11 protein-coding genes are annotated in these 23981 nt (G+C 63.6%); 6 read left to right on the forward strand and 5 right to left on the reverse strand.

What is annotated here, in order from left to right; translation table 11 throughout:
* Positions 1-107: 107 nt before the first annotated feature.
* Together A462_RS27850 and A462_RS27845 are read right to left on the reverse strand one after the other, a co-directional pair.
* Positions 108-13046 carry a non-ribosomal peptide synthetase gene (locus tag A462_RS27850; protein ID WP_008431678.1) on the reverse strand — a complete coding sequence of 4313 codons (12939 nt, stop codon included), beginning with the start codon at positions 13044-13046 and terminating at the stop codon, positions 108-110.
* 62 nt (positions 13047-13108) lie between these two features.
* Positions 13109-13867, reverse strand: coding sequence for a thioesterase II family protein (locus A462_RS27845; RefSeq protein WP_008431679.1), 759 nt, complete (start codon positions 13865-13867; stop codon positions 13109-13111).
* A gap of 278 nt (positions 13868-14145) precedes the next feature.
* On the opposite strand from A462_RS27845, the gene A462_RS27840 reads away from it, so the two are divergent.
* Positions 14146-14697, forward strand: coding sequence for an RNA polymerase factor sigma-70 (locus A462_RS27840; RefSeq protein ID WP_003209024.1), 552 nt, complete (start codon positions 14146-14148; stop codon positions 14695-14697).
* Between the two features lie 138 nt (positions 14698-14835).
* Here the strand turns inward: A462_RS27840 and A462_RS27835 are convergent, their stop codons facing one another.
* From A462_RS27835 to A462_RS27825, 3 genes are all read right to left on the reverse strand, one after another.
* Positions 14836-15849 (reverse strand): GNAT family N-acetyltransferase, encoded by a 1014-nt coding sequence (locus A462_RS27835; protein WP_008431680.1) that lies wholly within the window; start codon positions 15847-15849, stop codon positions 14836-14838.
* 66 nt (positions 15850-15915) lie between these two features.
* Positions 15916-16704 (reverse strand): substrate-binding periplasmic protein, encoded by a 789-nt coding sequence (locus A462_RS27830; protein WP_083853176.1) that lies wholly within the window; start codon positions 16702-16704, stop codon positions 15916-15918.
* Positions 16705-16803: 99 nt separating this feature from the next.
* The gene (locus A462_RS27825) at positions 16804-17427 is read right to left on the reverse strand and encodes a TetR/AcrR family transcriptional regulator (RefSeq protein ID WP_008431685.1); all 624 of its coding nucleotides are present in this window, start codon (positions 17425-17427) and stop codon (positions 16804-16806) included.
* A gap of 154 nt (positions 17428-17581) precedes the next feature.
* Between A462_RS27825 and A462_RS27820 the strand changes: the two genes are divergently transcribed.
* The 5 genes from A462_RS27820 to A462_RS27800 all read left to right on the forward strand — a co-directional run bounded on the left by A462_RS27820 (position 17582) and on the right by A462_RS27800 (position 23864).
* Complete coding sequence (locus A462_RS27820) at positions 17582-19360, forward strand: acyclic terpene utilization AtuA family protein (RefSeq protein WP_008431687.1); 1779 nt, start codon at positions 17582-17584, stop codon at positions 19358-19360.
* 12 nt (positions 19361-19372) lie between these two features.
* On the forward strand, positions 19373-20245 hold the full coding sequence (locus tag A462_RS27815; protein ID WP_008431689.1) for an SDR family oxidoreductase: 873 nt from the start codon (positions 19373-19375) through the stop codon (positions 20243-20245).
* A gap of 3 nt (positions 20246-20248) precedes the next feature.
* Positions 20249-21865, forward strand: coding sequence for a geranyl-CoA carboxylase subunit beta (gene atuC / locus A462_RS27810; RefSeq protein WP_008431693.1), 1617 nt, complete (start codon positions 20249-20251; stop codon positions 21863-21865).
* Between the two features lie 71 nt (positions 21866-21936).
* Complete coding sequence (atuD, locus tag A462_RS27805; RefSeq protein WP_003209038.1) at positions 21937-23094, forward strand: citronellyl-CoA dehydrogenase; 1158 nt, start codon at positions 21937-21939, stop codon at positions 23092-23094.
* Positions 23091-23864: an enoyl-CoA hydratase/isomerase family protein gene (locus tag A462_RS27800; protein WP_008431696.1), complete on the forward strand. Its 774-nt coding sequence runs from the start codon at positions 23091-23093 to the stop codon at positions 23862-23864. The genes atuD and A462_RS27800 overlap by 4 nt, the downstream gene beginning before the upstream one ends.
* The last annotated feature ends 117 nt before the right edge of the window (positions 23865-23981 follow it).

A 23981-nucleotide genomic window follows, 5' to 3' on the forward strand; every position in this document is an offset into this window, starting at 1 on the left:
TGGTGTTGCCCATCACACGCCGAAATGCCCCCCTTGCCTACTGTCAGAATTCACAGTTCGAACCTTAAAAACCGCGCCACCCGACGAGTGGCGCGTTGCGCTCCGAGTTAAAAACCCTCCAGCTCCGCCATCAAATCACTCAACCGATCCACCTTCTCGGCGCTGATCTCATTCGCCGCCAGCCCGTCGATATACCCCGCCAACGCCTCCACCGTGCTGCACTCGAACATCGCCCGCAACGGCACATCCCGCTGCAGCGTCTTCTGCACCCGCGAAGCTATCTGCGTGGCCAGCAACGAATGCCCGCCCAGTTCGAAGAAGTTGTCCTGCACGCCGACGCGCTCGACCTTGAGCACCTCGGCCCAGATCCCGGCCAGCGTCTGCTCCAGCTCATTGCGCGGCGCCAGATATTCCTGGCTGTGCAACTGGCCGATCTCCAGTGCCGGCAAGGCCTTGCGGTCCAGCTTGCCGTTGGCGTTCAGCGGCAACCGGTCGAGCCACAACCAATGCAACGGCACCATGTATTCCGGCAGCTCGGCCCGCAGGCGTTGCTTGATGCGATCGAGGCGCTCACCCGGGTTGAGCTGCGCATCCGCCGCCACCAGGTAGCCCACCAGATGCTTGCCGTTGACGCCCTCCTGCACGCCCACCGCCGCATCCCGCACTTCAGGCTGCTCATGCAGGCGCGCTTCGATTTCACCCAGCTCGATCCGGTAACCGCGAATCTTCACCTGATGGTCGATGCGCCCGACGTACTCCAACACACCGTCGCTGCGACGGCGGGCCAAATCCCCTGTTCGATACAACCGGTCCGCACCCAATGGATTCGGCACAAACGCTTGCGCCGTGCGCAGCGGATCGCTGACATAACCACGACCCACGCCGGTCCCGGCCACGCACAACTCGCCGACGGCGCCTTGGGGCACCAGTTCCAGCGCACCGTCCAGCAGGTACAACCGGTTATTGTCGGTCGGCGTACCAATCGGCAGATAAGTGCCACGGGTCGACGCCAGGTCGACGCGGAAGAACGCCACGTCGTCCGAACATTCCGCCGGGCCATACGCGTTGACCAGGCCAATCTGCGGATAACGCAGCAACCACTGGTGCGCCAGTTCCGGCGGCATCGCTTCACCCGTCGGCAGCATCCAGCGCAAGCCATCCAGGCTCATGCGGTCCTGGGCGAGCATGCCCTGGATCAGTGACGGCACGCTTTCCAGCACGGTAATGCCCTGGGCCTGGACGTGAGCGAGCAAGCCTTGCGGATCATGGGCAATGGTATTCGGCACAATGTCCACCCGCGCCCCGAACAGCGGCGCCGCGAGGAACTGCCACACCGAGATATCGAAACTTTGCGAGGCGGTCTGGGCGATCACATCGTGCTCAGTCAGTTGCAGATACGGCACCTTGCTCAACTGGTTATTGAGCATGCCGCGCTGTTCGACCATCACGCCCTTGGGCAGGCCAGTGGAGCCCGAGGTGTAGATCACGTAGGCCAGGTTATCCGGCGCACTGTAGATGCCCGGGTTCTGCTCTGAACCCACCAGCTCCTCCCACACCAGCAGCCTCGGTCGCGAGCCACAGGCAAACTCTTCCAGCAACAGATCCGCCTGTTCCCGACAAGCCTCGGTGCACACCAGCAACGGCGTACGACTGAGGTCGATGATCCGGCTCAAGCGCTGGGTCGGCAGCCCCGGATCCAGCGGCAAGTAACCCGCGCCGGCCTTGAAGCTGCCGATGATCATGCCCAGCAAATCCAGATTACGTTCAGCCAGCAACGCCACCGGTTGGTCCAGCCCGACACCCGCGGCAATCAGCGCATGACCCAGGCGGTTACTGCGCCGGTTCAGCTCAGAGTAGGTCCATTGCTGATCCAGGCAACTGGCGGCAATCCGCTGTGGATGCTCTGCCACCTGGGCTTCGAACAGCTCGATGTAACTGCGCTCCAGCGGATATTCATGCTCGCTCTGGTTGCAGCCGTCCACCAGGAACTCACGCTCCTGCTCGCCAATCAGCGGCAAGTCGGCCATGTCGCCATGGAAGCCCTGCACCAGCGCCAGCAGCAGCCGCTTGAATTCAGCGAGCATGCCTTGCACGGTGGTTTCATCGAAATAACGCTGGTCGTAGGACAGGTGCAAGCCCAGGTCATCGCCCGGGTAGCACACGGCCGTCAGCGGGAAGTTGGTGTGGGTGCGACCGGAATCCGAGGTGGCATTCAGGCTTTGCGCACGGTCCAGTACCGAGACTTCCACCGGGGCGTTCTCGAACACGAACAGGCTGTCGAACAGCGGCTGGCCTTTCGGCAGTTCGCTGTGCTCCTGGATGGTCACCAGCGGCAGGTACTCGTACTCGCGCAGTTGCATATTGCTGTCGAGCAGGCCGCTCAACCATTGGCGCACGCTGCACTGCTGATCGTCCTCCGGCAGCTTGACCCGCAAGGCGATACTGTTGATAAACAGCCCGACAGTGCGCTGCATCTCGGGCATTTCTACCGGGCGCCCGGCCACGGTGACGCCGAACAGCACGTCGCGATCGCCACTCAAGCGCCGCAGCACCAGGGCCCATGCCGCCTGGGCGAAGGTGTTCACCGTCAATTGATGAGCCTGGGCCAGCTCGCGCAATTGCGCGCCGTCGCGCACATCCAGGCGGGTGTAGCAGTCGCCTACCACCATGCCGCCGCTGTGGCCGGCATGCTCGCGCAGGAACGGCCGGTCGCTCGGAATCGGTGTGGTGCGTTCGAACCCTTGCAGGTTCTGCTGCCACCACTGGCGCGCCTCGGCGAGGTTCTGGCGTTGCAGCCAGGCGATGTAATCGCGGTAACGCGGTGGCGTCGCCAGTTGCGCTTCGCGACCTTCGCCGAGGGCCATGTAGATGTCGAAGAAATCGTTCATCAGCAGCGAGCGGCACCACGCATCGATCAGGATGTGGTGGTTGCTCATCATGAACCAGTAGCGGGCTTCGCCTACGCGGATCAGCCGCAGGTGGAAGGGCGCCTGGTTAAGCAGATCGAAACCGGCTTCACGCTCGCTTTTCAGCAACGCTTGCAGGCGCGGTTCCTGCTCGCTTTCCGGCTCCTGGCTCCAGTCGAGGTACTCGATCGGCGTGCTGCCGGGCTTGTGGATAACCTGCAACATGTCTTCGCCGACGTTCCAGCAGAACGAGGCGCGCAAGGCTTCATGACGGGCGATCACCGCCTGCCAGGCCTGGGCGAAACGCTCGGGGTCCAGGGCGCTGTTGATGCGGTAGCGGTCCTGCATGTAGTAGAGGCCGGTGCCCGGTTCCAGCAGGGTGTGCAGCAGCAAGCCTTCCTGCATCGGGGTCAGCGGGTACACGTCTTCGATGGCATTGGCCGGCACCGGCAGCGCATCGAGTTGCCCCTGGGTCAGGTGCGCCAGCGGGAAGTCCGACGGCGTAAGGCCGCCCGCGTCTGCCTTGAGGCAATGTTCGATCAGGCTTTGCAGTTCCGCCAGGTAAGCGTCCGCCAGTTCAGCGATGGTCTGGCTGTGGTGACGCTCGCGGCTGAAGGTCCAGCGCAGCACCAGCTCACCGCCGTACACCTGGCTGTCGACACTCAGCGCGTTGGGCAACGGCGCGTCCGGGTCGTGGGCGATCCCGGCGGACTCGTCCAGCGGGTGGAACAGTGCGTCGGCGCCAAAGCTCTGGTCGAACTGGCCGAGGTAGTTGAAGGTGATACTGGCGGTCGGCAACGCGGCCATGGTCTGGCGGCACAGGTCGTCGGCCAGGTAGCGCAGCACGCCATAACCCAACCCTTTGTGGGGCACGCCGCGCAGTTGCTCCTTGATCGCCTTGATCGAGGCGCCCTGCCCGGCGGCCTCTTCGATATGCAGCGGGGTCAGGCGCAGCGGGTAGGCGCTGGTGAACCAGCCGACGCTGCGGGTCAGGTCGATCTCGTCGAATAGCGGTTCGCGGCCGTGGCCTTCCAGCTGGATCAATGCGGATTCATGGCCACTCCAACGGCACAGCACACGGGCCAGGGCGGTCAGCAGCAAATCGTTGACCTGGGTGCGGTAGGCACTTGGCGCCTGCTGCAACAACTGGCGGGTGCGCTCGGCATCCAGGCGCACGCTGACGGTATCGGCGTCGCGATTGCGCAGCGAACCCTGTGGGCGATCCACCGGCAATTCAACGGCAGGGCCGGCCAACTGTTGCTGCCACACGTGCAGCTCCTCACGCAGGGATTCGCTGCCGGCATACGCCTGCAACCGCGCCGCCCAGTCGCGCAAGGCGCTGGTCTTGGCCGGCAGGTTGACCGGCTGGCCGTCGCTCAACTGGCGATACACGGTTTGCAAATCTTCGAGCAATACCCGCCAGGAAACGCCGTCCACCACCAGGTGATGGATCGCGATCAGCAGCCGGCGCTGGCCTTGCGGGCCGTCCACCAGTAACGCGCGCAACAACGGGCCATGGGCGAGGTTGAGGCTGCGCTGGGTGTCGGTGAACAGCGCGGCGCACTGCTCCATGTCCGCCACCTGGGCTTGCAACAGCAGGCCGCCTTCCGGCACAGCCAAGTGTTCGGCGTGCCATTGGGCGTCGCGCTGGGTGAAGCTCAGGCGCAGGGCGTCGTGATGTTCCAGCACCGCCAGCAACGCTTGCTCCAGGCGATGAGGTTCCAGGGCCTGAACCGGCTCCAGCAGCAATGCCTGGTTCCAGTGTTGGCGCTCCGGGATGTCGGTGTCGAAGAACCAGTGCTGGATCGGCGTCAGCCCGGACGCGCCGGTCAACACGCCTTGATCGGCGCTGACCTGCTCGCTGCGGGTCGCCACGGCGGCCAGGGTTTGCACGGTCTGGTGCTGGAACAAATCACGCGGGCTGAAATGAATCCCTGCCTGCCGGGCCCGGCTGACCACCTGGATCGACAGGATCGAGTCGCCGCCCAACTCGAAGAAGTTGTCGTCAAGGCCTACCTGTTGCACGTTCAGTACCGCGCACCAGATGGCCGCCAGGGTTTGCTCCAGCTCGTTGCGCGGCGCCACGTACTGTTGACGATTCGCCTCGGGGTCCGGCTGCGGCAAGGCGCGGCGGTCGAGTTTGCCGTTGGCGGTCAGCGGCATGCTGTCGAGAACGATCAGGTGCGCGGGCACCATGTAGTCCGGCAGCTGCGCTTTCAGATGCGCCTTGAGGGATTCACGCAGCGCGCCCTGCTCCTGGTCGCTGACCAGATAGGCCACCAACTGCTTGCCGCTCGGTGAGTCCAGCGCCAACACCACTGCTTCACGCACCGCCTCGTGTTCCAGCAGGCGGGTTTCAATTTCTCCCAGCTCGATGCGGAAACCGCGAATCTTCACTTGATGGTCGATACGACCGAGGTATTCCACCAGGCCATCGGCACGCTGGCGCACCAGGTCACCGGTGCGATACAGGCGACCGCCGTTCGTGGCAAACGGATCCGCGACAAACCGCTCCGCCGTCATCCCCGGACGCTGGTGATACCCCTGGGCCAGGCCGGCACCGCCGACGTACAACTCACCCGTCGCGCCTTGCGGCACCAGCGCCAGATCCGCATCCAGAATGTAGGCCACACGCGCGCCGATGATGCTGCCGATCGGCACGCTGCCGGCGCCCTCTTCCAGGGCTTCCGGGGCCAGGCTGGCCAACGGCATCACCACGGTTTCAGTCGGGCCATAGGCGTTGAAAAACAACGCCGGCTTGAATGCCGCGCGAATGCGCTGCAAGTGTTCGCCGGTCAGGGCCTCACCGCCGGTGATGCACATGCGCACCGCCAGGGTCTGGTCTTGCGTGGCCAGCCATTGCGCCAACTGGCTGCCATAGCTTGGGGTGAAGCCCAGGATATTGATGCGGTGCCGACGAATCAGCCCGCAGATTTCTTCCGCGTCCCACTGGCCCTGGGCCCGCAACACAACCTGGGCACCACTGAGCAACGGCACCAGCAGACGCTCGGTGGCAGCGTCAAAGTTGATGGAATAGAAGTGCAGCTCGCAGTCATCCGGGCGCATGCCGAAGCGCTCGATCACCGCCTGGCAATGCATGGCGATTTCGCCGTGGGACACCACCACGCCCTTGGGCTTGCCGGTGGAACCGGAGGTGTAGATCAAGTAGGCCTGATGTTGCGGCAGGCTGATGAAAGGCAACTCGCTTGCCGGGTAGTCCGCCAGGGTCGGCAGGTCATCTTCCAGGCACCAGCGGCCGACACTCTCAGGCAGTTCGCCCAATGCGTCGAACATCGCAGCATCGCTGAGCAACAGGCCGATGCCACTGTCTTCGATCATGTAGTGCAGGCGGTCCAGCGGGTATTCCGGGTCCAGCGGCACATAGGCGCCGCCGGCCTTGAGGATTGCCAGCAGGCCAACCACCATCTCCAGCGAACGCGGCAACGCCAGGCCGACCCGCACCTGCGGGCCCACGCCGCGCTCGCGGAGCATCCAGGCCAGGCGATTGGCGCGGCTGTCGAGTTCGCTGTAGCTCAGGGTCTGCCCGGCAAAGGTCAACGCCGGTGCATCGGCACGGGCCAGGGCCTGCTCGCTGAACAGGTGATGGATGCACTGGTCGAGGCGATGCTCGCCAGCCTCAATGCCAAGGCTGTCTTGCAGGGCGCGCTGTTCGCCAGCCTCCAGCAACGGCAACTCACTCAGGCGCTGTTGCGGATCGGCAAGCAAGGCTTCCAGCAGGTTTTGCCAATGCGCCGCCATGCGCGCAATACGCGGCTCGTCGAACAGGTCGGTGCTGTAGGTCAGGCAGCAACCCAGGCGATGATCGAGGTCAGTGACTTCCAGGTTGAGGTCGAACTTGGTGGCGCGGGCGTCGTTGGCCAGGTATTCGACGGTCATCCCGGCCAGGGTGCGGCTCTGCTGGAATTCCCAGCGCTGCACGTTGCACATCACCTGGAACAGCGGGTTGTACGCCGCGCTGCGGGTTGGTTGCAGGGCTTCCACCAGGTGGTCGAACGGCAGGTCCTGATGGGACTGGCCTTCGATCACGGTGTGGCGAACCTGGTCAAACAGTTCGCCGACACTCATCTGCCCGTTGAGCTGGCAACGCAGCACCTGGGTGTTGAGAAATGCGCCAATCAGCCCTTCGCTTTCCGGGCGAATCCGGTTGGCCACCGGTGCACCGATGCGCAGGTCGGTCTGGCCGCTGTAGCGGTAGAGCAATACCGCGAGGGTGGCGGTCATGGTCATGAACAGGGTCAGGCCACGCTCGGCGTTGAAGGCACGCACGCGGGCGGCGAGGTCATCGCTCAAATCGAAACGGTACAGCTCGCCCTGGTGACTTTGCACCGGCGGACGCGGCCGGTCGGCCGGCAGTTCCAGCAGCGGATGTTCGGTGCCCAGTTGCGCGGTCCAGTAATCCAGTTGGCGCTGGCGTTCGCCGGACTCCAGCCACTGGCGCTGCCACACGCTGTAGTCGAGGTACTGCACCGGCAGTGGCGCCAGTGGCGATTCGCGGTCGTCGATGAACGCTTCATACAGCGCGCTGAGTTCACGGGCAAAGATGTCCATGGCCCAGCCTTCGGTGACGATATGGTGCAGGGTCAGCACCAGGTAATGTTCCTGCTCGCCGGCCTTGACCAGGCAGGCGCGCAGCAATGGGCCGGTTTCCAGATTGAAAGGCGAGTGGGCTTCATGGTCGGCCAGTTGTTGCACTCGCCGTTGGCGCTCGGCCTCATTCAACGCAGAGAAGTCCTGCCAATCCATGCGCACGCCGGTTTGCGCCGCGACCTTCTGCTGCGCCACGCCATTGATGCTCGGGAAAGTCGTGCGCAGGGTTTCGTGACGCATGATCAAGGCCTGCAACGCCGCCTCGAAACGGCCCACGTCCAGCACCCCGCGAAAGCGCGCCATGCCACCGACGTTATACGCCGGGCTGTCGGGCTCCATCTGCCAGAGGAACCACATGCGCTGCTGGGAATAGGACAGTGGCACCGGCTGGCTGCGGTCGACCTTGCCGATGGCCAACTGTTGGTTACGTTGCCCGGAGGCCTGGATCAGCCGGACCTGCTCGGCGAAAGCCCCCAGCTCGCTGGCGTCGAACAGCGTGCGTAACGGCAGTTCGACGTCACAGGCCTGGCGGGTGCGGGAGATGATTTGCGTCGCCAGCAACGAATGGCCGCCAAGGGCGAAGAAGTCGTCCCGCAGGCCGATGCGTGGCAGCGCCAGGACTTCACGCCAGATCGCGGCGATTTGCTGTTCCAGCGCTGTTTCAGGTTCGACGTGCTCACGTACCTGCCACACCGGTTCCGGCAAGGCGCGGCGATCCAGTTTGCCGCTTGGGCTCAGGGGCATCGCGTCCAGGCGCATCAATTGCGCCGGGACCATGTACTCCGGCAGCTCGGCGGCCAGGGCGGTTTTTACGTCTTGTTCATCCAACGGTTCGCTGGCGGTGTAGTAACCGATCAACTGCGCACCGGCTGCGGTTTCCCGCACCAGCACCACCGCTTGGGCGATGCCGTCGAGAGCCAGCAGGCGGGCTTCGATTTCTTCAGGCTCGACACGGAAGCCACGCAGTTTGACCTGCTGATCCAGGCGCCCGAGGTATTCCAGTACCCCATCGGTGCTCCAGCGCACGCGGTCACCGGTGCGATACAGGCGTGCGCCCGCCTCACCCAACGGGTCGGCGACAAAGCGTTCGGCGGTCAGCCCCGCACGCCCGAGGTAACCCCGGGCCAGGCCGATGCCGCCGATGCACAACTCACCCGGCACACCCGCCGGCAGCGGCTTGAACTGATCATCCAGCACCCGGCAAATCACATTGCCCAGCGGCCGGCCAATCGGCGAACGCTCGCCGTCCTCGGCCTGGCAATGCCAGTGCGTCACGTTGATCGCGGTTTCGGTGGGGCCATACCGATTGTGCAACTGCACCGCCGGCAACTGCGCCAGCACCCGGTTGCGCAACTCGGCGGGCAGCGCTTCACCGCCGGAGAACAGGCGACGCAGGCTGGTGCATTCGGCAGCCAACGGTTCGTCGACAAACAGCTGCAACAGCGGCGGCACAAAGTGCAGCGTGGTCACGCCGTGCTCCTGCACCAACTGCGCGATGCGATGGGGATCGCGATGCTCGCCGGGGCCGGCCAGCACCAGGCGGCAACCGGTGATCAGCGGCCAGAAACACTCCCACACCGACACGTCGAAACTGATGGGCGCCTTTTGCATCAGCACATCGGTTTCATCCAATTGGTAGGTGGCTTGCATCCACTGCAAGCGCTCGGCCAGCGCGGCATGGGTGTTGCCCACGCCCTTGGGCTGGCCGGTGGAGCCGGAGGTGTAGATCACATAGGCGAGGTTGTCGCCATTGAGGTGCAAACCCGGCGCGTGGGTCGGCCAACTGTCGAGCTTGAGGCTGTCCATGGCGATGACGCACACGCCTTGCGCCGTGGGCAGTTGTTCCAGCAGTGAAGTCTGGGTCAGCAGCAGTTGCACGCCGCTGTCCTTGAGCATGTAGGCCAGGCGTTCGGCGGGATAATCCGGGTCCAGCGGCACATAGGCGCCGCCGGCCTTGATGATTGCCAGCAGGCCGATCAGCAGTTGCGGCGAACGCTCGGCGGCGATGGCCACGCACACGTCCGGGCCGACGCCCTTGTCCCGCAGGTAATGGGCCAGGCGGTTGGCCTGGGTGTGCAATTGCGCGAAGGTCAGGCTGCCGTCCTGCCACACCACTGCGCTGCGTTCCGAGACGTGTTGGTTGAGTTGTTCCGGCAGCCAGCGCTGCGCCGGTGTGCACGGCGCAGCGCTCCACTGCTGTTGTTGGCGCTGCTCGTCGGCGTGCAACAGCTTCAGGTCGCCGATGGCCTGTTGCGGCTGTTCGCAGATGGCTTGCAGCAGGTTGATGAAGTGCCCGGCCAGGCGCTCGATGGTGGCGGCGTCGAACAGCTCATCGGCGTAGTCGAAGGACAGGCTCAGGCGCCCGTTGCGGTCTTCTTCAGTGTGCAGTTGCAGGTCGAACTTGGCTTCGCGGCTGTGCCATGCCAGCTCGTCGGCAAGCAGGCCCGGCAAGCGGCGCAGGGCGCCGAGGTCACGTTGCTGGTGGTTGAACATCACCTGGAACAGGCCTTGTTCCCGAGCTTGGGGGAAGGCTTCCAGCAGTTGTTCGAAAGGCAGGTCCTGATGGGCCTGGGCGCCCAGCGCTGCGGTGCGGGTTGCCGTCAGCAACTCGGCGAAGGGCAGGCGCGCATCCAGTTCGGCGCGCAGTACGAGGGTGTTGATAAAGAACCCGATCAGGCCTTGGGTTTCCTGGCGCGGACGGTTGGCGTTGGGCACGCCGATGCGGATATCGCGCTGGCCGCTGTAGCGATAGAGCAGGCTCTGGAACGCCGCGAGCAACAGCATGAACGGCGTGGATTCGTGGCTTTGGGCAGTCTTGCGAATGGCTTCGCCGAGGCTCACGCTCACACGCACACTGTGACGCGAGGCACTGCGCAGGTGCTGCGCCGAACGCGGGTGATCGGTGGCCAGGCTCAGGGTTGGGTGCTCGTCGCCCAGTTGTTGTTTCCAGTAAGCCAGTTGCCGCTGGCCCTCGCCTTCGGCCAGCCACTGGCGCTGCCAACTTCCGTAGTCGGCGTATTGCAGGGCCAGCGCTGGCAGCTCCAGGGGTTGGCCCTGGGACGCAGCGGCGTACAGTCGCGAGAATTCGTCGATCAACACGTTCAGCGACCAGCCGTCCGCGATGATGTGGTGCAGGGTCACCAGCAGTTGGTGGTCTTCGTCATCCAGGCGTACCAGCGTTACCCACAGCAGCGGGCCTTTCTCCAGGTCGAACTGGGTGCGGGCTTCGTCTTCACGAATCTGCTTGGCGCGGGCTTCCCGCTCGGCGGCAGGCAAATCGCTGAGGTCGATGACTTGCAGGTCGAAATCAGCCTTGGCGTCGACCCGCTGTAAGGCTTGGCCATCGCGCTCGAAGAAGCGCGTGCGCAGGGCTTCGTGGCGCTGGATCAATTGCTGGAAGCTTGAGCGCACCGCGTCTTCATCCAGCTCGCCGCGCAACCGCAAGGCGCCGGGAATGGTGTAGGCGCTGCTGTGCGGGTCGAGTTGCCAGGTGATCCACAAGCGGTTTTGCGCGAGGGATTGCGGCAGGTCTTCCTGTCGCGACAACCCATGGATTGCGCCTTGGGCCACGCCGCCGTCCTGCTGCAATTGCCCGACGCTGGTGGCGAAGGCGGCCAGGGTGGGCGCTTCGAACAACAGGCGCAGGTTCAGTTCCAAGCCGAGGGTTTCCCGCAGCCGGGCGACGACCTGGGTGGCGCTGATGGAGTTGCCCCCCAGCAGGAAGAAGTGATCGTCGGCGGCGACCTGCGTCACCTGCAATTGCTCGCACCAGATCGCGGCAATCTGGTTTTGCAGTTCGGATTGCAGGACAGCATCGCCGACCGGCGCCTGCACGCCGGGGAACTGCGCATAACTGTCGAGGCTGCCGTCCGCCAGGCGTGTGCGGCAGGCCGAGCGCTGCACCTTGCCGCTGGACGTTTTCGGCAAGCCACCGGGGTTGAGCAGCACCACCACGCTCGGCGCTTCCTGGCAGGCTTCGGCCACCGCCTGGCGAATCGCCTTGATCAGTGCTTCCGGCGGCAGGATTTTCTGCACGCTGCGGCTGATTTCGGCGGCGATGCCAATGCCTTCCAGGCCCTGGTCATTCACCGCGAACGCGGCGACCCGGCCCTTGCGCACCACTTCCACTTCGCGCTCGATGGCTTGCTCGATGTCCTGGGGATACAGGTTGTGGCCCCGCACGATCAGCAGGTCTTTCAGCCGGCCGGTGATGAACACTTCACCTTCGCGAATAAACCCGAGGTCGCCGGTCCGCAGCCAGGTACGGCCTTCGTGCTGGACGAAAGTCTTGGCGGTGGCTTCAGGGTTGCGCCAGTAGCCGTGGGCGATGCTCGGGCCGGTGGCCCAGATTTCACCGACGGCATTGTCGGGGAGCGTCGCCAGGGTGGCGGGGTCGGCAATCAGCACCGCGTGCTCGGGCTGGCTGGTGCCGCAACTCATGATCGCCGCGCCCTGCCCGGGCTCGGCGCGATTGGCGGCCAGGGCCTGCTCGTCCAGGCGCAGGGCCGGGATGCCGTGGCCACGGGTGCCGCCGGCAACGAACAAGGTGGCCTCCGCCAAGCCGTAGGAGGCGAAGAAATTGTTCGGGGTAAAACCGCAGGCGGCGAACTTCTCGGCGAAGCGTTCGAGGGTGTCGAGGCGGATCGGCTCGGAGCCGGAATACGCGACGCGCCATTTGCTCAGGTCCAGGCGATCCAATGCCGATTCGCTGACTCGCTCGCTGCACAAGCGATAGGCGAAGTCCGGCCCGCCGCTGATGGTGCCGCCGTATTCGCTGATCGCTTCGAGCCAGCGCAATGGCCGGCCAAGGAAGTACGCCGGCGACATCAATACGCACGGCACACCGCTGAAGATCGGCTGCAGCAGCCCGCCGATCAGGCCCATGTCGTGGTAAAGCGGCAACCAACTGACGATCACATCGTCGGGGTTCAGGTCGATGCCGAAGCCGTGACGGATCAGCAATTCGTTGGCCACCAGGTTGCCGTGGGTCACTTGCACGCCCTTGGGCAACGCAGTGGAGCCGGAGGTGTATTGCAGGAAGGCGATGTCATCGTCCTGCAAGTTGGGCGCGACCCAATTGCCCGCGATTTCGGCATGGAGGCTGTCAACGCACAGCAACTGCGGCGCGCCTTCGAGTTGCGCCAGCGAATCACCGAGGCTGGACGTGGTCAGCAGCAACCGCGGCTCGGCATCTGCAATGATCGACAGCAGCCGCTCCTGATGATGACGGCGGGCGGACTCCGGCGGGTAGGCCGGCACCGCGATGACCCCGGCGTACAGACAACCAAAGAACGCCGCGACGTAATCCGGCCCGCTGGGGAACAGCAGCACCGCACGATCGCCCAGCCCGGCGTCGGCCTGCAAGGCGGCGGCAATGGTGCGGGCGCGCAGGTCGAGGTCGCGGTAACTGAGGACAACGCTCTGTTCGGCCGTCTCGGCAAGGAAGCGCAACGCCAGTCGATCCGGGGTTTGCGCGGCGCGGCGTTGAAGGGACTGAACCAGGGTGCGGGGAAGTTCGAAGGCGTCCATCATGGGGTTCCTGCCTGAAATCGGCTTACTGGGAAATCGGGGAATGTGTGGCCGGGGGGGCTTGTTCAGCCGGTTGCCCGAGCCATCTGCCGCGCGACGTCATTGCGCCAGCGGGCCAGGTGTTCGTCGGCGTAACGCCGCACACAGCGCAGTACGGAACTCTCGTGCTGCACCAGGAAGAAGTGGTGACCGTCGAACATGTCGAGGGAGAAACCGCTGGCGGTGTCTTGCTGCCAGTCCAGCAGTTGATCGGCGCGCACCGTGTCCTGCTTGCCGCCGAATACATGGATGGGCAGGCTCAGCGGCTCACGCTCGCCGTATTCGAAACTGCCGCACAGCAGGAAGTCGGCCCGCAGGATCGGCAGCATCAACTGCATCAGTTCGGCGTTGGCCAGCACGTCTTCGCCCGTGCCCTTGAGTTCTCGCAGGCGGGCGATCAGTTGTTCGTCGTTTTTCTCGATGGCGTATTCGCTGACATCGCGACAGGCCGGGCCGGCGGTACCCGAGGCAAACAGCGCCAATGGCGGCGGCGCGCCCCGTTCGCGCAGGGCATGGGCCAGTTCGAAGGCCAGCAGGCCGCCGAGGCTGTGGCCGAACAAGGCGTAGGGGCCGTCCAGCTCGGCGCGGATCTCATCAGCCAGTTGCCCGGCCAGGTTTTTGATATCGCGCTGCAACGGCTCGTCCATGCGCATGCCGCGCCCCGGCAACTCCAGCGGCCGCACCTGCAACCACTCCGGCAGCGCCCGCCGCCAGCGGCTGTAGACCATGGCGCTGGCGCCGGAGTAAGGCAGGCAAAACAGGCGTAATCGAGCCGGCGTGTTCATTTCAGACCACTCCCGCTCACACGATAAAAACCCATTTTGTCCTCCTCCAGGCGCTGATCCTTGGCCGGTTTGTTAACTGGCCTTTCACCCATGAGAACGGATGGCACCGGGAAATAATTAGTCAGCGAGACGCCGTTCACACCTCTCGATAAAGCATAAGATTAGTTCGTCTTCTCATTTGACAATCATTATCATTAAGCATAATTTGTTGCCCGATGTGTAGGAGGCCTCAGCAAGGACGCCCCCCCCCAACCTTCTCTTGCAACAAGGTGATTTCCATGACGGAACAAGTATCCACAGGCAGGTGCGACTCACCCCTACTCCAGGCCTTCGTCGACAATCGACTGATCCTGGTCAAGATCGCAGCGCGTATTACCGGCTGCCGATCCCGCGCCGAAGACGTGGTGCAAGACGCCTACTTCCGGTTGCAATCGGCCCCCACCATCACGTCATCGTTCAAGGCGCAGCTCAGTTACCTGTTCCAGATCGTGCGCAACCTGGCTATTGATCACTACCGCAAGCAGGCGCTGGAGCTGAAATATTCCGGCACGGAAGAGGAAGGCTTGAATGTGGTTATTCACGGCGCTTCACCTGAGACCTCGCACATCAACTTTTCGACGCTGGAGAACATTGCCGACGCCTTGACCGAGTTGCCTCAGCGCACGCGTTATGCGTTTGAGATGTACCGGCTGCACGGGGTGCCGCAGAAGGATATTGCCAAGGAGCTGGGGGTTTCACCGACGTTGGTGAACTTTATGATTCGCGATGCGCTGGTGCATTGCCGGAAGGTTTCCGGGACCCATAGCGACACGTTTGCGCGGCGGGCCTGACGCGCCACACATCCCATGTGGGAGCGGGCTTGCTCGCGAAAGCGGTGGATCAGTCACACATGCATTGACTGACACTGCGCTTTCGCGAGCAAGCCCGCTCCCACATTTGATCTTCGTGCACTCAGATTTTTTGCTCAGTCAAACCAACCCACACCGCTCAAAAAACCGCTCCCGCCCCAGAATCATCAACGCCGCCCGCTTATGAGGAAAATCAAACTCCTTCTCACAGTGGAAACACTGATTCTGCATATGCCCAATCATCTTCCCGTTATCCGCCCGAGGCTCAGCCACCACACGCTGCGTACGCGGATCATCGAGAAACAAGTAATGCACCAGCGCCGACAACCAACTCGCTACCTTGTGCGGACCACGGTGGTGCTCTTCGCCCACCAGCATATGAATCCCGCGATCGTAATCCGCCGCATCATAAAACGGCGCAATCCGATCCTCCTTCGCCCAATACGCCTCGAAATAAGCAAACGGCTCATCATCGAAACAGCCAATCAACGTCAACGCATGGGGATCCGCTTCCAGCTTGTCCAGATACTCCCGATGCTGTTCCAGGCTGCCAGTTTCCTGCCAGAAATTCGCCACCCGCGCACTGTTCTGCCAACGATTGAAGCGCGCCAGATCAACATCAATCTCCACCGTACGCAGTGAAATCCACGCCCCCAGCCGCGCATCAAACCGCCGATACACCTCGCCCCGCGGCTTCGGCGCACGGGCAGGATGACGCTTGCCGCCGCTGATGATCATCTGCTGCGGATAAGCCCCCGTGAGAGATTGCCCCAGCCACGGTTGCGGCAACTGCCAGAACAGCGTGCGCTCGCAATGAAACTGCCCGGCAACCCCGGTCGCCACCAGCAACCCACTGCGCAAGGCATCTTCCGGCGCATGCTCAAGACACCAGACCAGTCGCTGACGCCCGGGCTCCCTGGCAAACAGCCAATAACACGCCGCCCACAAGGCACGGGCAGCCGGCACACTGGCGGGCTCCTGCAAATGCACCTGCACCTCATCACCCCGCTCAAGGCGCAGGCGAATCAGCGGCTGGCCCTCAAGGGTGAGGCTCAGGCGGCTATCAGTTTCATCAGCATTCAGGGCGGGTCCCGCCGGCAAGGGCAGCACTGACAGGTCATTCAGATTGGACATGGGATGGGCTCACGAATCGTCGACAGTTCAACAAGTGACGTGAGCCGAGGGCAAAAATTTAGACGATCACGGTACCGGCATTACATCGATGCGGTAAGGCTCGAAGATCTTCAGCAACTGGCCGTTGTCCCTCAGCTGCTTGAGCAGCCCGGCGAACGCCGGCCCCGTGATCGGCGCCTTGGGCCGCAGCAACGCATAGTGGTGGTACACCTGGTCGATCCGCTCGGACACCAGGAACTGCCCCGCCGTATCGGCATTGCGCACCAGGAAATCACTGAGGTAGGAACGTGTCACCAGGGCGATGTCGGCCCGGCCCCGGGCGACCATCAGCAGGTTGCTGTCGTGGGAATAGGTCAAGGTGGCGTTGAAGTGCTCCGCCATGTACTTGGGGTCGGGGTTGAAGTTGGCGAACGCGTAGTGATAGCCGCTGAACACCGCCAGGCGCTTGCCGGTCAGGTCGGCGAAATACGATTGGTCGCGACCGGGCTCCTGCTGGGCCACGAAGATTTCCGCATCCTCCAGGCCCATGTCGACATCGGTGTGGGCAATATCCTGCCAGCCCCACTTGGGGTTTTCGAAGATCGCCATGTCCACCCGACCTTGCTGGAAGTCGCGAAAACGCCGGGGAATCGAGGTGGGTACCAGCACAAACTGGTAGTCGGTTTGCAGGGCGTTCAAGGCTTCCACCAGTTGCGGCAGCAACCCGGTGTCGGCGCCCTGCTCCGGGCGCACGGTGTATGGCGGGAAATGCGCAGCACCGACCCTCACCAGTTGGGCGGCCGAGGCAGGCATCAGCCACAGTGCGCCAAGTGCCCATATTGAGAGTCCTGCAGCCAATCGCCAAGGCGAAAACATCAAGGCACACACCGTCGAAAACTTTGATCCCGCTAAGCTAGGCGTTTTTGTCTATCGAGACAACTTTCTGCCACACAATTAATAGCTTGCGCGAAAGGGCTAGTCAGCTTTCAACACCATCAGCAAGGCTTCGTCGGCCAGTTGCTCGAGGGTCATGCTGCCCTGGGCGCGAAACCAGGTGGTGGTCCAGGACAAGGCGCCCGTCAGGAAACGCCGCGTGATAAACACATCGCCCTTGATGTAACCGGCGTTTTTCGCCTCCCCCAGCACCTGCAACCAGATCTCTTCGTAGATGTCGCGCAAGGCCAGCACCTGGGCCTGGCCCTCGGCCGACAGGGAACGCCATTCATACACCAGCACCGCCATGGCCTCGCCACTGCCGCCCATGATCGACTGCAATTCGCAACGAATCAGCGCCAGCACCCGCTCGCGCACGTTGCTCGCCTCGGCCAGGGAAGCGCGCATCAGGGCGGTGTTGTAGTGGATGGTTTCCTCCATCACCGCCCGCAGGATTTCGTCCTTGCTCTTGAAGTGATGAAAGATGCTGCCGGACTGGATCCCGACCGCGCCGGCCAGGTCACGCACGGTGGTGCGCTCAAAACCCTTGTTGCGAAACAGGTGGGCCGCGGTTTGCAGCAGCTTGCCACGGGCACTGTCGGGGTCGGTCAATTGGCCGGCTTCGACCATGGTGCGCATCACCCGCAGGGCTTTTTGCTCATCCATGCTGCTCTCCTTAACTTCTGGTTACGTCTTGGGCGGCAATTTAGGCCGTGGCAGCCAACCAAGCAAGCGCTTGGGGCAAAGTTATGACCAGAGTTTACAAACCAAGCGCTTGCTTGGTAGTGTTGGTATCAGCAAACCAGAGGAAGGACGCCCCATGAACAAGACGGTACGCATCGGCTGCGCCAGCGCCTTCTGGGGCGACACCTGCACCGCCGCCGCGCAGTTGGTGCACGGCGGCACGCTGGATTACCTGGTGTTCGACTACCTGGCGGAAGTCACCCTGTCGATCCTCGCCGGAGCGCGAATGAAAGATCCCCAGGCCGGCTATGCCACGGATTTCGTCGAGGTGCTGACGCCGCTGCTGGCGGATATCCAGCGCCAGGGCATCCGCGTGATCAGCAACGCCGGCGGGATCAACCCCCAGGCCTGCGCCGCCGCGTTGCAGGCGGCCTGCGACCAGGCCCGAATCCCGTTGAAGATCGCCGTACTGCTGGGGGATGACCTGCAACCGCAGTTCAAGCAACTGCACGGCGTCACCGACATGTTCAGCGGCGCGCCCTTGCCGCCGATGTGCGTATCCACCAACGCCTACCTCGGCGCGCCCGGTATCGTGCAGGCGTTGAAGCTGGGCGCCGATATCGTCATCACCGGCCGTGTGGTCGACAGCGCAGTGGTCAGCGCAGCGCTGGTGCATGAATTCGACTGGTCCTGGCAGGACTACGACCGCCTGGCCCAGGCGGCATTGGCCGGGCATATCATCGAATGCGGCGCGCAGTGCACCGGCGGCAACTTCACCGATTGGCGGGAGGTACCGGACTACGAACACATCGGTTTCCCGATTGTGGAGGTCAGTGCCGACGGCCAGTTCACCGTCAGCAAGGTCGAGGGCACCGGCGGACTGATCAGCGAACTGAGCGTCGCCGAGCAACTGCTGTATGAAATCGGCGACCCGCGCGCCTACCTGTTGCCCGACGTGATCTGCGACTTCAGCCAGGTCAAGCTCCGGCAACAAGGCAAAAACCGCGTGCACCTGCACGGCGCCAAAGGCCTGCCGCCCACCGACCAATACAAGGTCAGCGCCACCTACCCGGATGGTTTTCGCTGCACCGCCAGTTGCCTGATCGCCGGGATCGACGCGGTGGCCAAGGCCGAACGGGTCAGCCAGGCGATCATCAACAAGACCTCAGAGCTGTTCAGTCAGCGCGGCTGGGCGCCCTACACCGACATCAACATCGAACTGCTGGGCAGCGAAGCCACCTACGGCCCCCATGCCCAACGCCAGGACTGCCGCGAAGTGGTGGTGAAACTGGCGGTGCGTCACCCCAGCAAACAGGCGCTGGTGCTGTTCGCCCGGGAGATTGCCCAGGCGGCCACCGGCATGGCGCCGGGGCTCACCGGAATCGTCGGCGGGCGACCTACGGTGTACCCGCTGATTCGGTTGTTTTCATTCCTGATCGATAAAAGCGCCTGCCAATTGCACGTCGACTTCCTTGGCGAACGGCATGCCTGCGAATTGCCCGTCGCCAAACCGCTGAACACCTCGATCGCATTGATCGACCCGCCCAAACCCCAAGGCCGCGCCGACGCCAACGTGCCGCTGGTCAAGCTGGCCGTGGCCCGCTCCGGCGACAAGGGCAACCACAGCAACATCGGGGTGATCGCCCGCGAGCCCGACTACCTGCCGTGGATCGCCGAGGCACTGACGCCCGAAGTGATCGTCGACTGGATGAGCCACGTGCTCGACCCGATCCACGGCCGCGTCGAGCGCTGGTATTTGCCCGGTAGCCACAGCCTGAACTTCCTGCTGGAAAACGCCCTGGGTGGCGGCGGGATTGCCAGCCTGCGCATCGATCCCCAAGGCAAGGCCTTCGCCCAACAGTTGCTGGAAATCCCGATTGCCGTGCCGCAGCACATTGCCGATCAATTCACTTAAAGGACCCGCGCCGTGGCCTTCGACTCGATCTTCAAAGCCGACCTGTTCCAGGGGCAGACCATCATCGTTACCGGCGGCGGCAGTGGCATTGGCCGTTGCACCGCCCACGAGCTGGCAGCCCTCGGCGCCCATGTGATTCTGGTGGGGCGCAAGCCGGAAAAACTGCAAACGGTGGCGGCGGAGATCAGTGAGGACGGCGGTCGCGCCAGCTGGCAGGCCTGCGATATTCGTGATGAAGAAGCGGTCAAGGCACTGGTCGGCCAGGTCCTGCAGGAGCACGGCCCGATTCATGGCCTGGTGAACAACGCCGGCGGCCAGTACCCCTCGCCGCTCGCGTCGATCAACCAGAAGGGCTTTGAAACCGTGTTGCGCACCAACCTGGTGGGCGGTTTCCTGATGGCCCGGGAAGTGTTCAACCAGAGCATGAGCAAGCACGGCGGGTCCATCGTCAACATGCTCGCCGACATGTGGGGCGGCATGCCCGGCATGGGCCACTCCGGTGCGGCACGTTCGGGCATGGACAACCTCACCAAGACCGCCGCCGTTGAATGGGGTTACGCCGGGGTGCGGGTCAACGCCGTGGCGCCGGGCTGGATTGCCTCCAGCGGCATGGACACCTACGAAGGCGCATTCAAGGCGGTGATCCCGACCTTGCGCGAGCATGTTCCGCTCAAGCGCATCGGCACCGAATCGGAAGTCAGCGCGGCGATTGTGTTCTTGCTCAGCCCCGCCGCCGCGTTCGTCAGCGGCAGCACCTTGCGTATCGACGGCGCCGCCAGCCTGGGCAGCCGCGCCTGGCCGCTGCACAAGGCGCAACCGCCGAGCGTGTCCTTTAATGGTTTCCACCGGGCTTACTTGCCGGACGTGCTCAAGGAGGAGAAATAAGCCATGCCGGTGATCGACTCGCAACTCGACGCCCACAGCCCGCAATTCGCGCAGAACCGCGAAGCGATGCTCACGGGCGTCAATCAATTGCGCCAGCTGGAGCAAAACCTGCTGGGCAAGGCCGCCGAAGCCAAGGCCAGGTTCGACAAGCGCGGGCAACTGCTGCCACGGGAACGCCTGAATTTATTGCTCGACCCCGGCGCGCCGTTCCTCGAACTGGCGAGCCTAGCCGGCTACAAACTGCACGATGACAAGGACGGCAGCGCCGCTGGCGGCGGGTTGATCGCCGGCATCGGCTACGTCAGCGGCGTGCGCATGCTGGTGGTGGCCAACAACAGCGCGATCAAGGGCGGGACCATTTCCCCCTCTGGCCTGAAAAAATCCCTGCGCCTGCAACAGATCGCCATGGAAAACAAACTGCCGGTGGTGACGCTGGCAGAAAGCGGCGGCGCCAACCTCAACTACGCCGCCGAGATTTTCGTCGAAGGCGCCCGCAGCTTCGCCAACCAGGCGCGGATGTCGGCCATGGGCTTGCCGCAGATCACCGTGGTGCATGGCTCGGCCACGGCGGGCGGCGCTTATCAGCCGGGTCTTTCGGATTACGTGGTGGTGGTGCGTGGCAAGGCCAAGCTGTTCCTGGCCGGCCCGCCGCTGCTCAAGGCCGCCACCGGCGAAGTCGCCACCGATGAAGAACTGGGCGGCGCCGAGATGCATGCGCAAACCGCCGGCACCGCTGAATACCTGGCGGAAAACGACGCTGACGGCGTGCGCATCGTGCGTGAGATTGTCAGCCTGTTGCCGTGGGATGACCGCTTGCCGCCTGTGCCAAAGCGCGCTTACAGCGAGCCGCTGTACCCGATTGACGAGCTGTTGGGGCTGATCCCCGACGATCCGAAAAAGCCCTACGACGTGCGCGAAATCCTCGCGCGGTTGGCGGACGCTTCCAACTTCCTCGAATTCAAGGGCGAGTTCGACCCGCACACCGTCTGCGGCCACCTGCATATCCAGGGCCGCGCCTGTGGCTTTATCGGCAACAACGGGCCGATCACCCCGAAGGGTGCGAGCAAGGCCGCGCAATTTATCCAGCTGTGCGACCAGAGCCAGACACCGCTGCTGTTCTTCCACAACACCACCGGCTTCATGGTGGGCACCGAGTCGGAACAGCAAGGCGTGATCAAGCACGGCGCGAAGATGATCCAGGCGGTGGCCAATGCCCGGGTGCCGAAACTGACCATCGTCGTCGGCGGCTCCTATGGTGCCGGCAACTATGCGATGTGCGGCCGTGGGCTCGACCCGCGTTTTATCTTCGCCTGGCCCAACAGTCGCACCGCCGTGATGGGCGGCGCCCAGGCGGGCAAGGTGCTGCGGATCGTCACCGAAGCCAAGCAACTGAAAGACGGCCTGGTGCCCGACCCCAAGGTGCTCGACATGCTCGAACAGGTCACCGCACAGAAACTCGACAGCCAGTCCACCGCCCTTTATGGCAGCGCGAACCTGTGGGACGACGGGCTGATTGATCCACGTGATACACGAACCTTGCTCGGGTTTCTGCTGGACATCTGCCACGAGGCCGAGGTGCGGCAACTACAGCCCAACAGCTTTGGTGCAGCGCGGTTTTGATGATCGTTCCCACGCCCCGCGTGGGAATGCAGCCCGGGACGCCCCGCGTCCCCATAGGGAGAACAATAAAAATGATCTTCACCCAGGAACACGAAGCACTGCGTCGCACCGTCCGTGGCTTTGTCGAGCGCGAGATCAACCCGCATGTGGATGAGTGGGAAAAGGCCGGACGCTTTCCGATCCACGAGATCTTCCGCAAGGCCGGCGACCTCGGTTTGCTGGGTATTTCCAAGCCGGAAAAATTCGGTGGCATGGGCCTCGACTACAGCTACTCGATCGTCGCCGCCGAAGAGTTCGGCAGCATTCGCTGCGGCGGCATCCCGATGTCCATCGGCGTGCAGACCGACATGTGCACCCCGGCCCTCGCCCGCTTCGGCTCCGATGAATTGCGCGAAGAATTCCTGCGCCCGGCCATCAGCGGTGAACAGGTGGGCTGCATCGGCGTTTCGGAAACCGGCGCCGGCTCCGACGTGGCCGGGCTGAAAACCCATGCCCGCAAGGACGGCACTGACTACGTGATCAACGGCAGCAAGATGTGGATCACCAACTCACCGAGCGCCGACTTCATCTGCCTGCTGGCCAACACCTCCGACGACAAGCCGCACATCAACAAGTCGCTGATCATGGTGCCGATGAACACCCCCGGCATCAGCGTCAGCCCGCCCCTGGAAAAGCTCGGCATGCACAGCTCGGAAACCGCCCAGGTGTTTTTCGACGACGTGCGCATCCCCCAGCGCAACCGCATCGGCCATGAAGGTGCGGGATTCATGATGCAGATGCTGCAGTTCCAGGAAGAGCGGCTGTTCGGCGCGGCCAATATGGTCAAGGGCCTGGAGTACTGCATCGACAGCACCATCGATTACTGCAAGGAACGCAAGACCTTCGGCAAGGCGCTGATCGACAACCAGGTGATCCACTTCCGCCTGGCCGAACTGTCCACCGAAATCGAATGCCTGCGGGCGCTGGTGTACCAGGCCACCGAGCAGTACATCAAGGGCCAGGACGTGACGCGCCTGGCCTCCATGGCCAAGCTCAAGGCCGGCCGCCTGGGCCGGGAAGTCAGCGACAGTTGCCTGCAATATTGGGGCGGCATGGGGTTCATGTGGGACAACCCGGTGGCCCGGGCTTATCGCGATGTGCGGCTGGTGTCGATTGGTGGTGGGGCGGACGAGATCATGCTGGGGATCATCTGCAAATTGATGGGCACCCTGCCGGGGAAGAAGTCGTGAACACGTTGTTGCTGGAACCGCATAACGGGGTGCTGCATGTGACCCTCAATCGGCCGGACAGCCGCAATGCCATGAGCCTGGAAATGGTCAACGAACTGCGTGCGGTACTGGCCGATGTGGCTGGGGACAAGAGCGTGCGGGCGTTGGTTATCAGCGGCGCGGGTGGGCATTTTTCGGCCGGTGGCGATGTGAAGGACATGGCTCGCGCGGGAGCCGCGGGAGGCTTGCAGGCGTTGAACCGGGCGTTCGGCACGCTGTTGCAGGAAGTGGAGGCGCTGCCGCAGGTGGTGATTGTGGTGCTTGAGGGTGCCGTGTTGGGCGGCGGGTTTGGGTTGGTGTGTGTCAGTGATGTGGCGATTGCGGATCATCAGGCGCAGTTTGGGTTGCCGGAGACCGGCCTTGGGTTGTTGCCGGCGCAGATTGCCCCGTTCGTGGTGAAGCGTATCGGGCTGACCCAGGCGCGGCGGCTGGCTTTGACGGCGGCGCGGTTTGATGGGGTTGAGGCGCTGCGGTTGGGGTTGGTGCATTTTGTGGAGCACGATCCGCAGGCGTTGGCGGAGCGGCTGGATGAGGTGTTGGGGCAGGTTTTGCGGTGTGCTCCGGGGGCTAATGCGCGGACCAAGGCGTTGCTGCTGGCCAGTGGTGAGCAGGTTTTGGGGCCGTTGTTGGACCAGGCTGCCGAGTGGTTTGCCGAGGCGGTTTGTGGTGAGGAAGGGGTTGAGGGGACTCAGGCGTTTGTGCAGAAGCGCAGGCCGGGGTGGGCGCGATGAATCGGGGGCATATCCGTTATTTTTGTAATGGCGACTATGGGTTCCGCTCTTACAGCGGGTCACTTTTGAAAAGCGCAAAAGTAACCAAAACGCTCTTGCCCCACCACTCGGCACCTC

The sequence above is a fragment of the Pseudomonas sp. Ag1 genome (genome assembly GCF_000278565.1).
GTDB lineage: Bacteria > Pseudomonadota > Gammaproteobacteria > Pseudomonadales > Pseudomonadaceae > Aquipseudomonas.

What these genes read in the sequence shown, in the direction of transcription:
- A462_RS27850 (WP_008431678.1), bottom strand. Translation starts at nt 13,046, where the DNA reads ATGATGGACGCCTTCGAACTTCCCCGCACCCTGGTTCAGTCCCTTCAA.
- atuD (WP_003209038.1), top strand. Translation starts at nt 21,937, where the DNA reads ATGATCTTCACCCAGGAACACGAAGCACTGCGTCGCACCGTCCGTGGC.
- atuC (WP_008431693.1), top strand. Translation starts at nt 20,249, where the DNA reads ATGCCGGTGATCGACTCGCAACTCGACGCCCACAGCCCGCAATTCGCG.
- A462_RS27830 (WP_083853176.1), bottom strand. Translation starts at nt 16,704, where the DNA reads ATGTTTTCGCCTTGGCGATTGGCTGCAGGACTCTCAATATGGGCACTT.
- A462_RS27835 (WP_008431680.1), bottom strand. Translation starts at nt 15,849, where the DNA reads ATGTCCAATCTGAATGACCTGTCAGTGCTGCCCTTGCCGGCGGGACCC.
- A462_RS27820 (WP_008431687.1), top strand. Translation starts at nt 17,582, where the DNA reads ATGAACAAGACGGTACGCATCGGCTGCGCCAGCGCCTTCTGGGGCGAC.
- A462_RS27845 (WP_008431679.1), bottom strand. Translation starts at nt 13,867, where the DNA reads ATGAACACGCCGGCTCGATTACGCCTGTTTTGCCTGCCTTACTCCGGC.
- A462_RS27840 (WP_003209024.1), top strand. Translation starts at nt 14,146, where the DNA reads ATGACGGAACAAGTATCCACAGGCAGGTGCGACTCACCCCTACTCCAG.
- A462_RS27825 (WP_008431685.1), bottom strand. Translation starts at nt 17,427, where the DNA reads ATGGATGAGCAAAAAGCCCTGCGGGTGATGCGCACCATGGTCGAAGCC.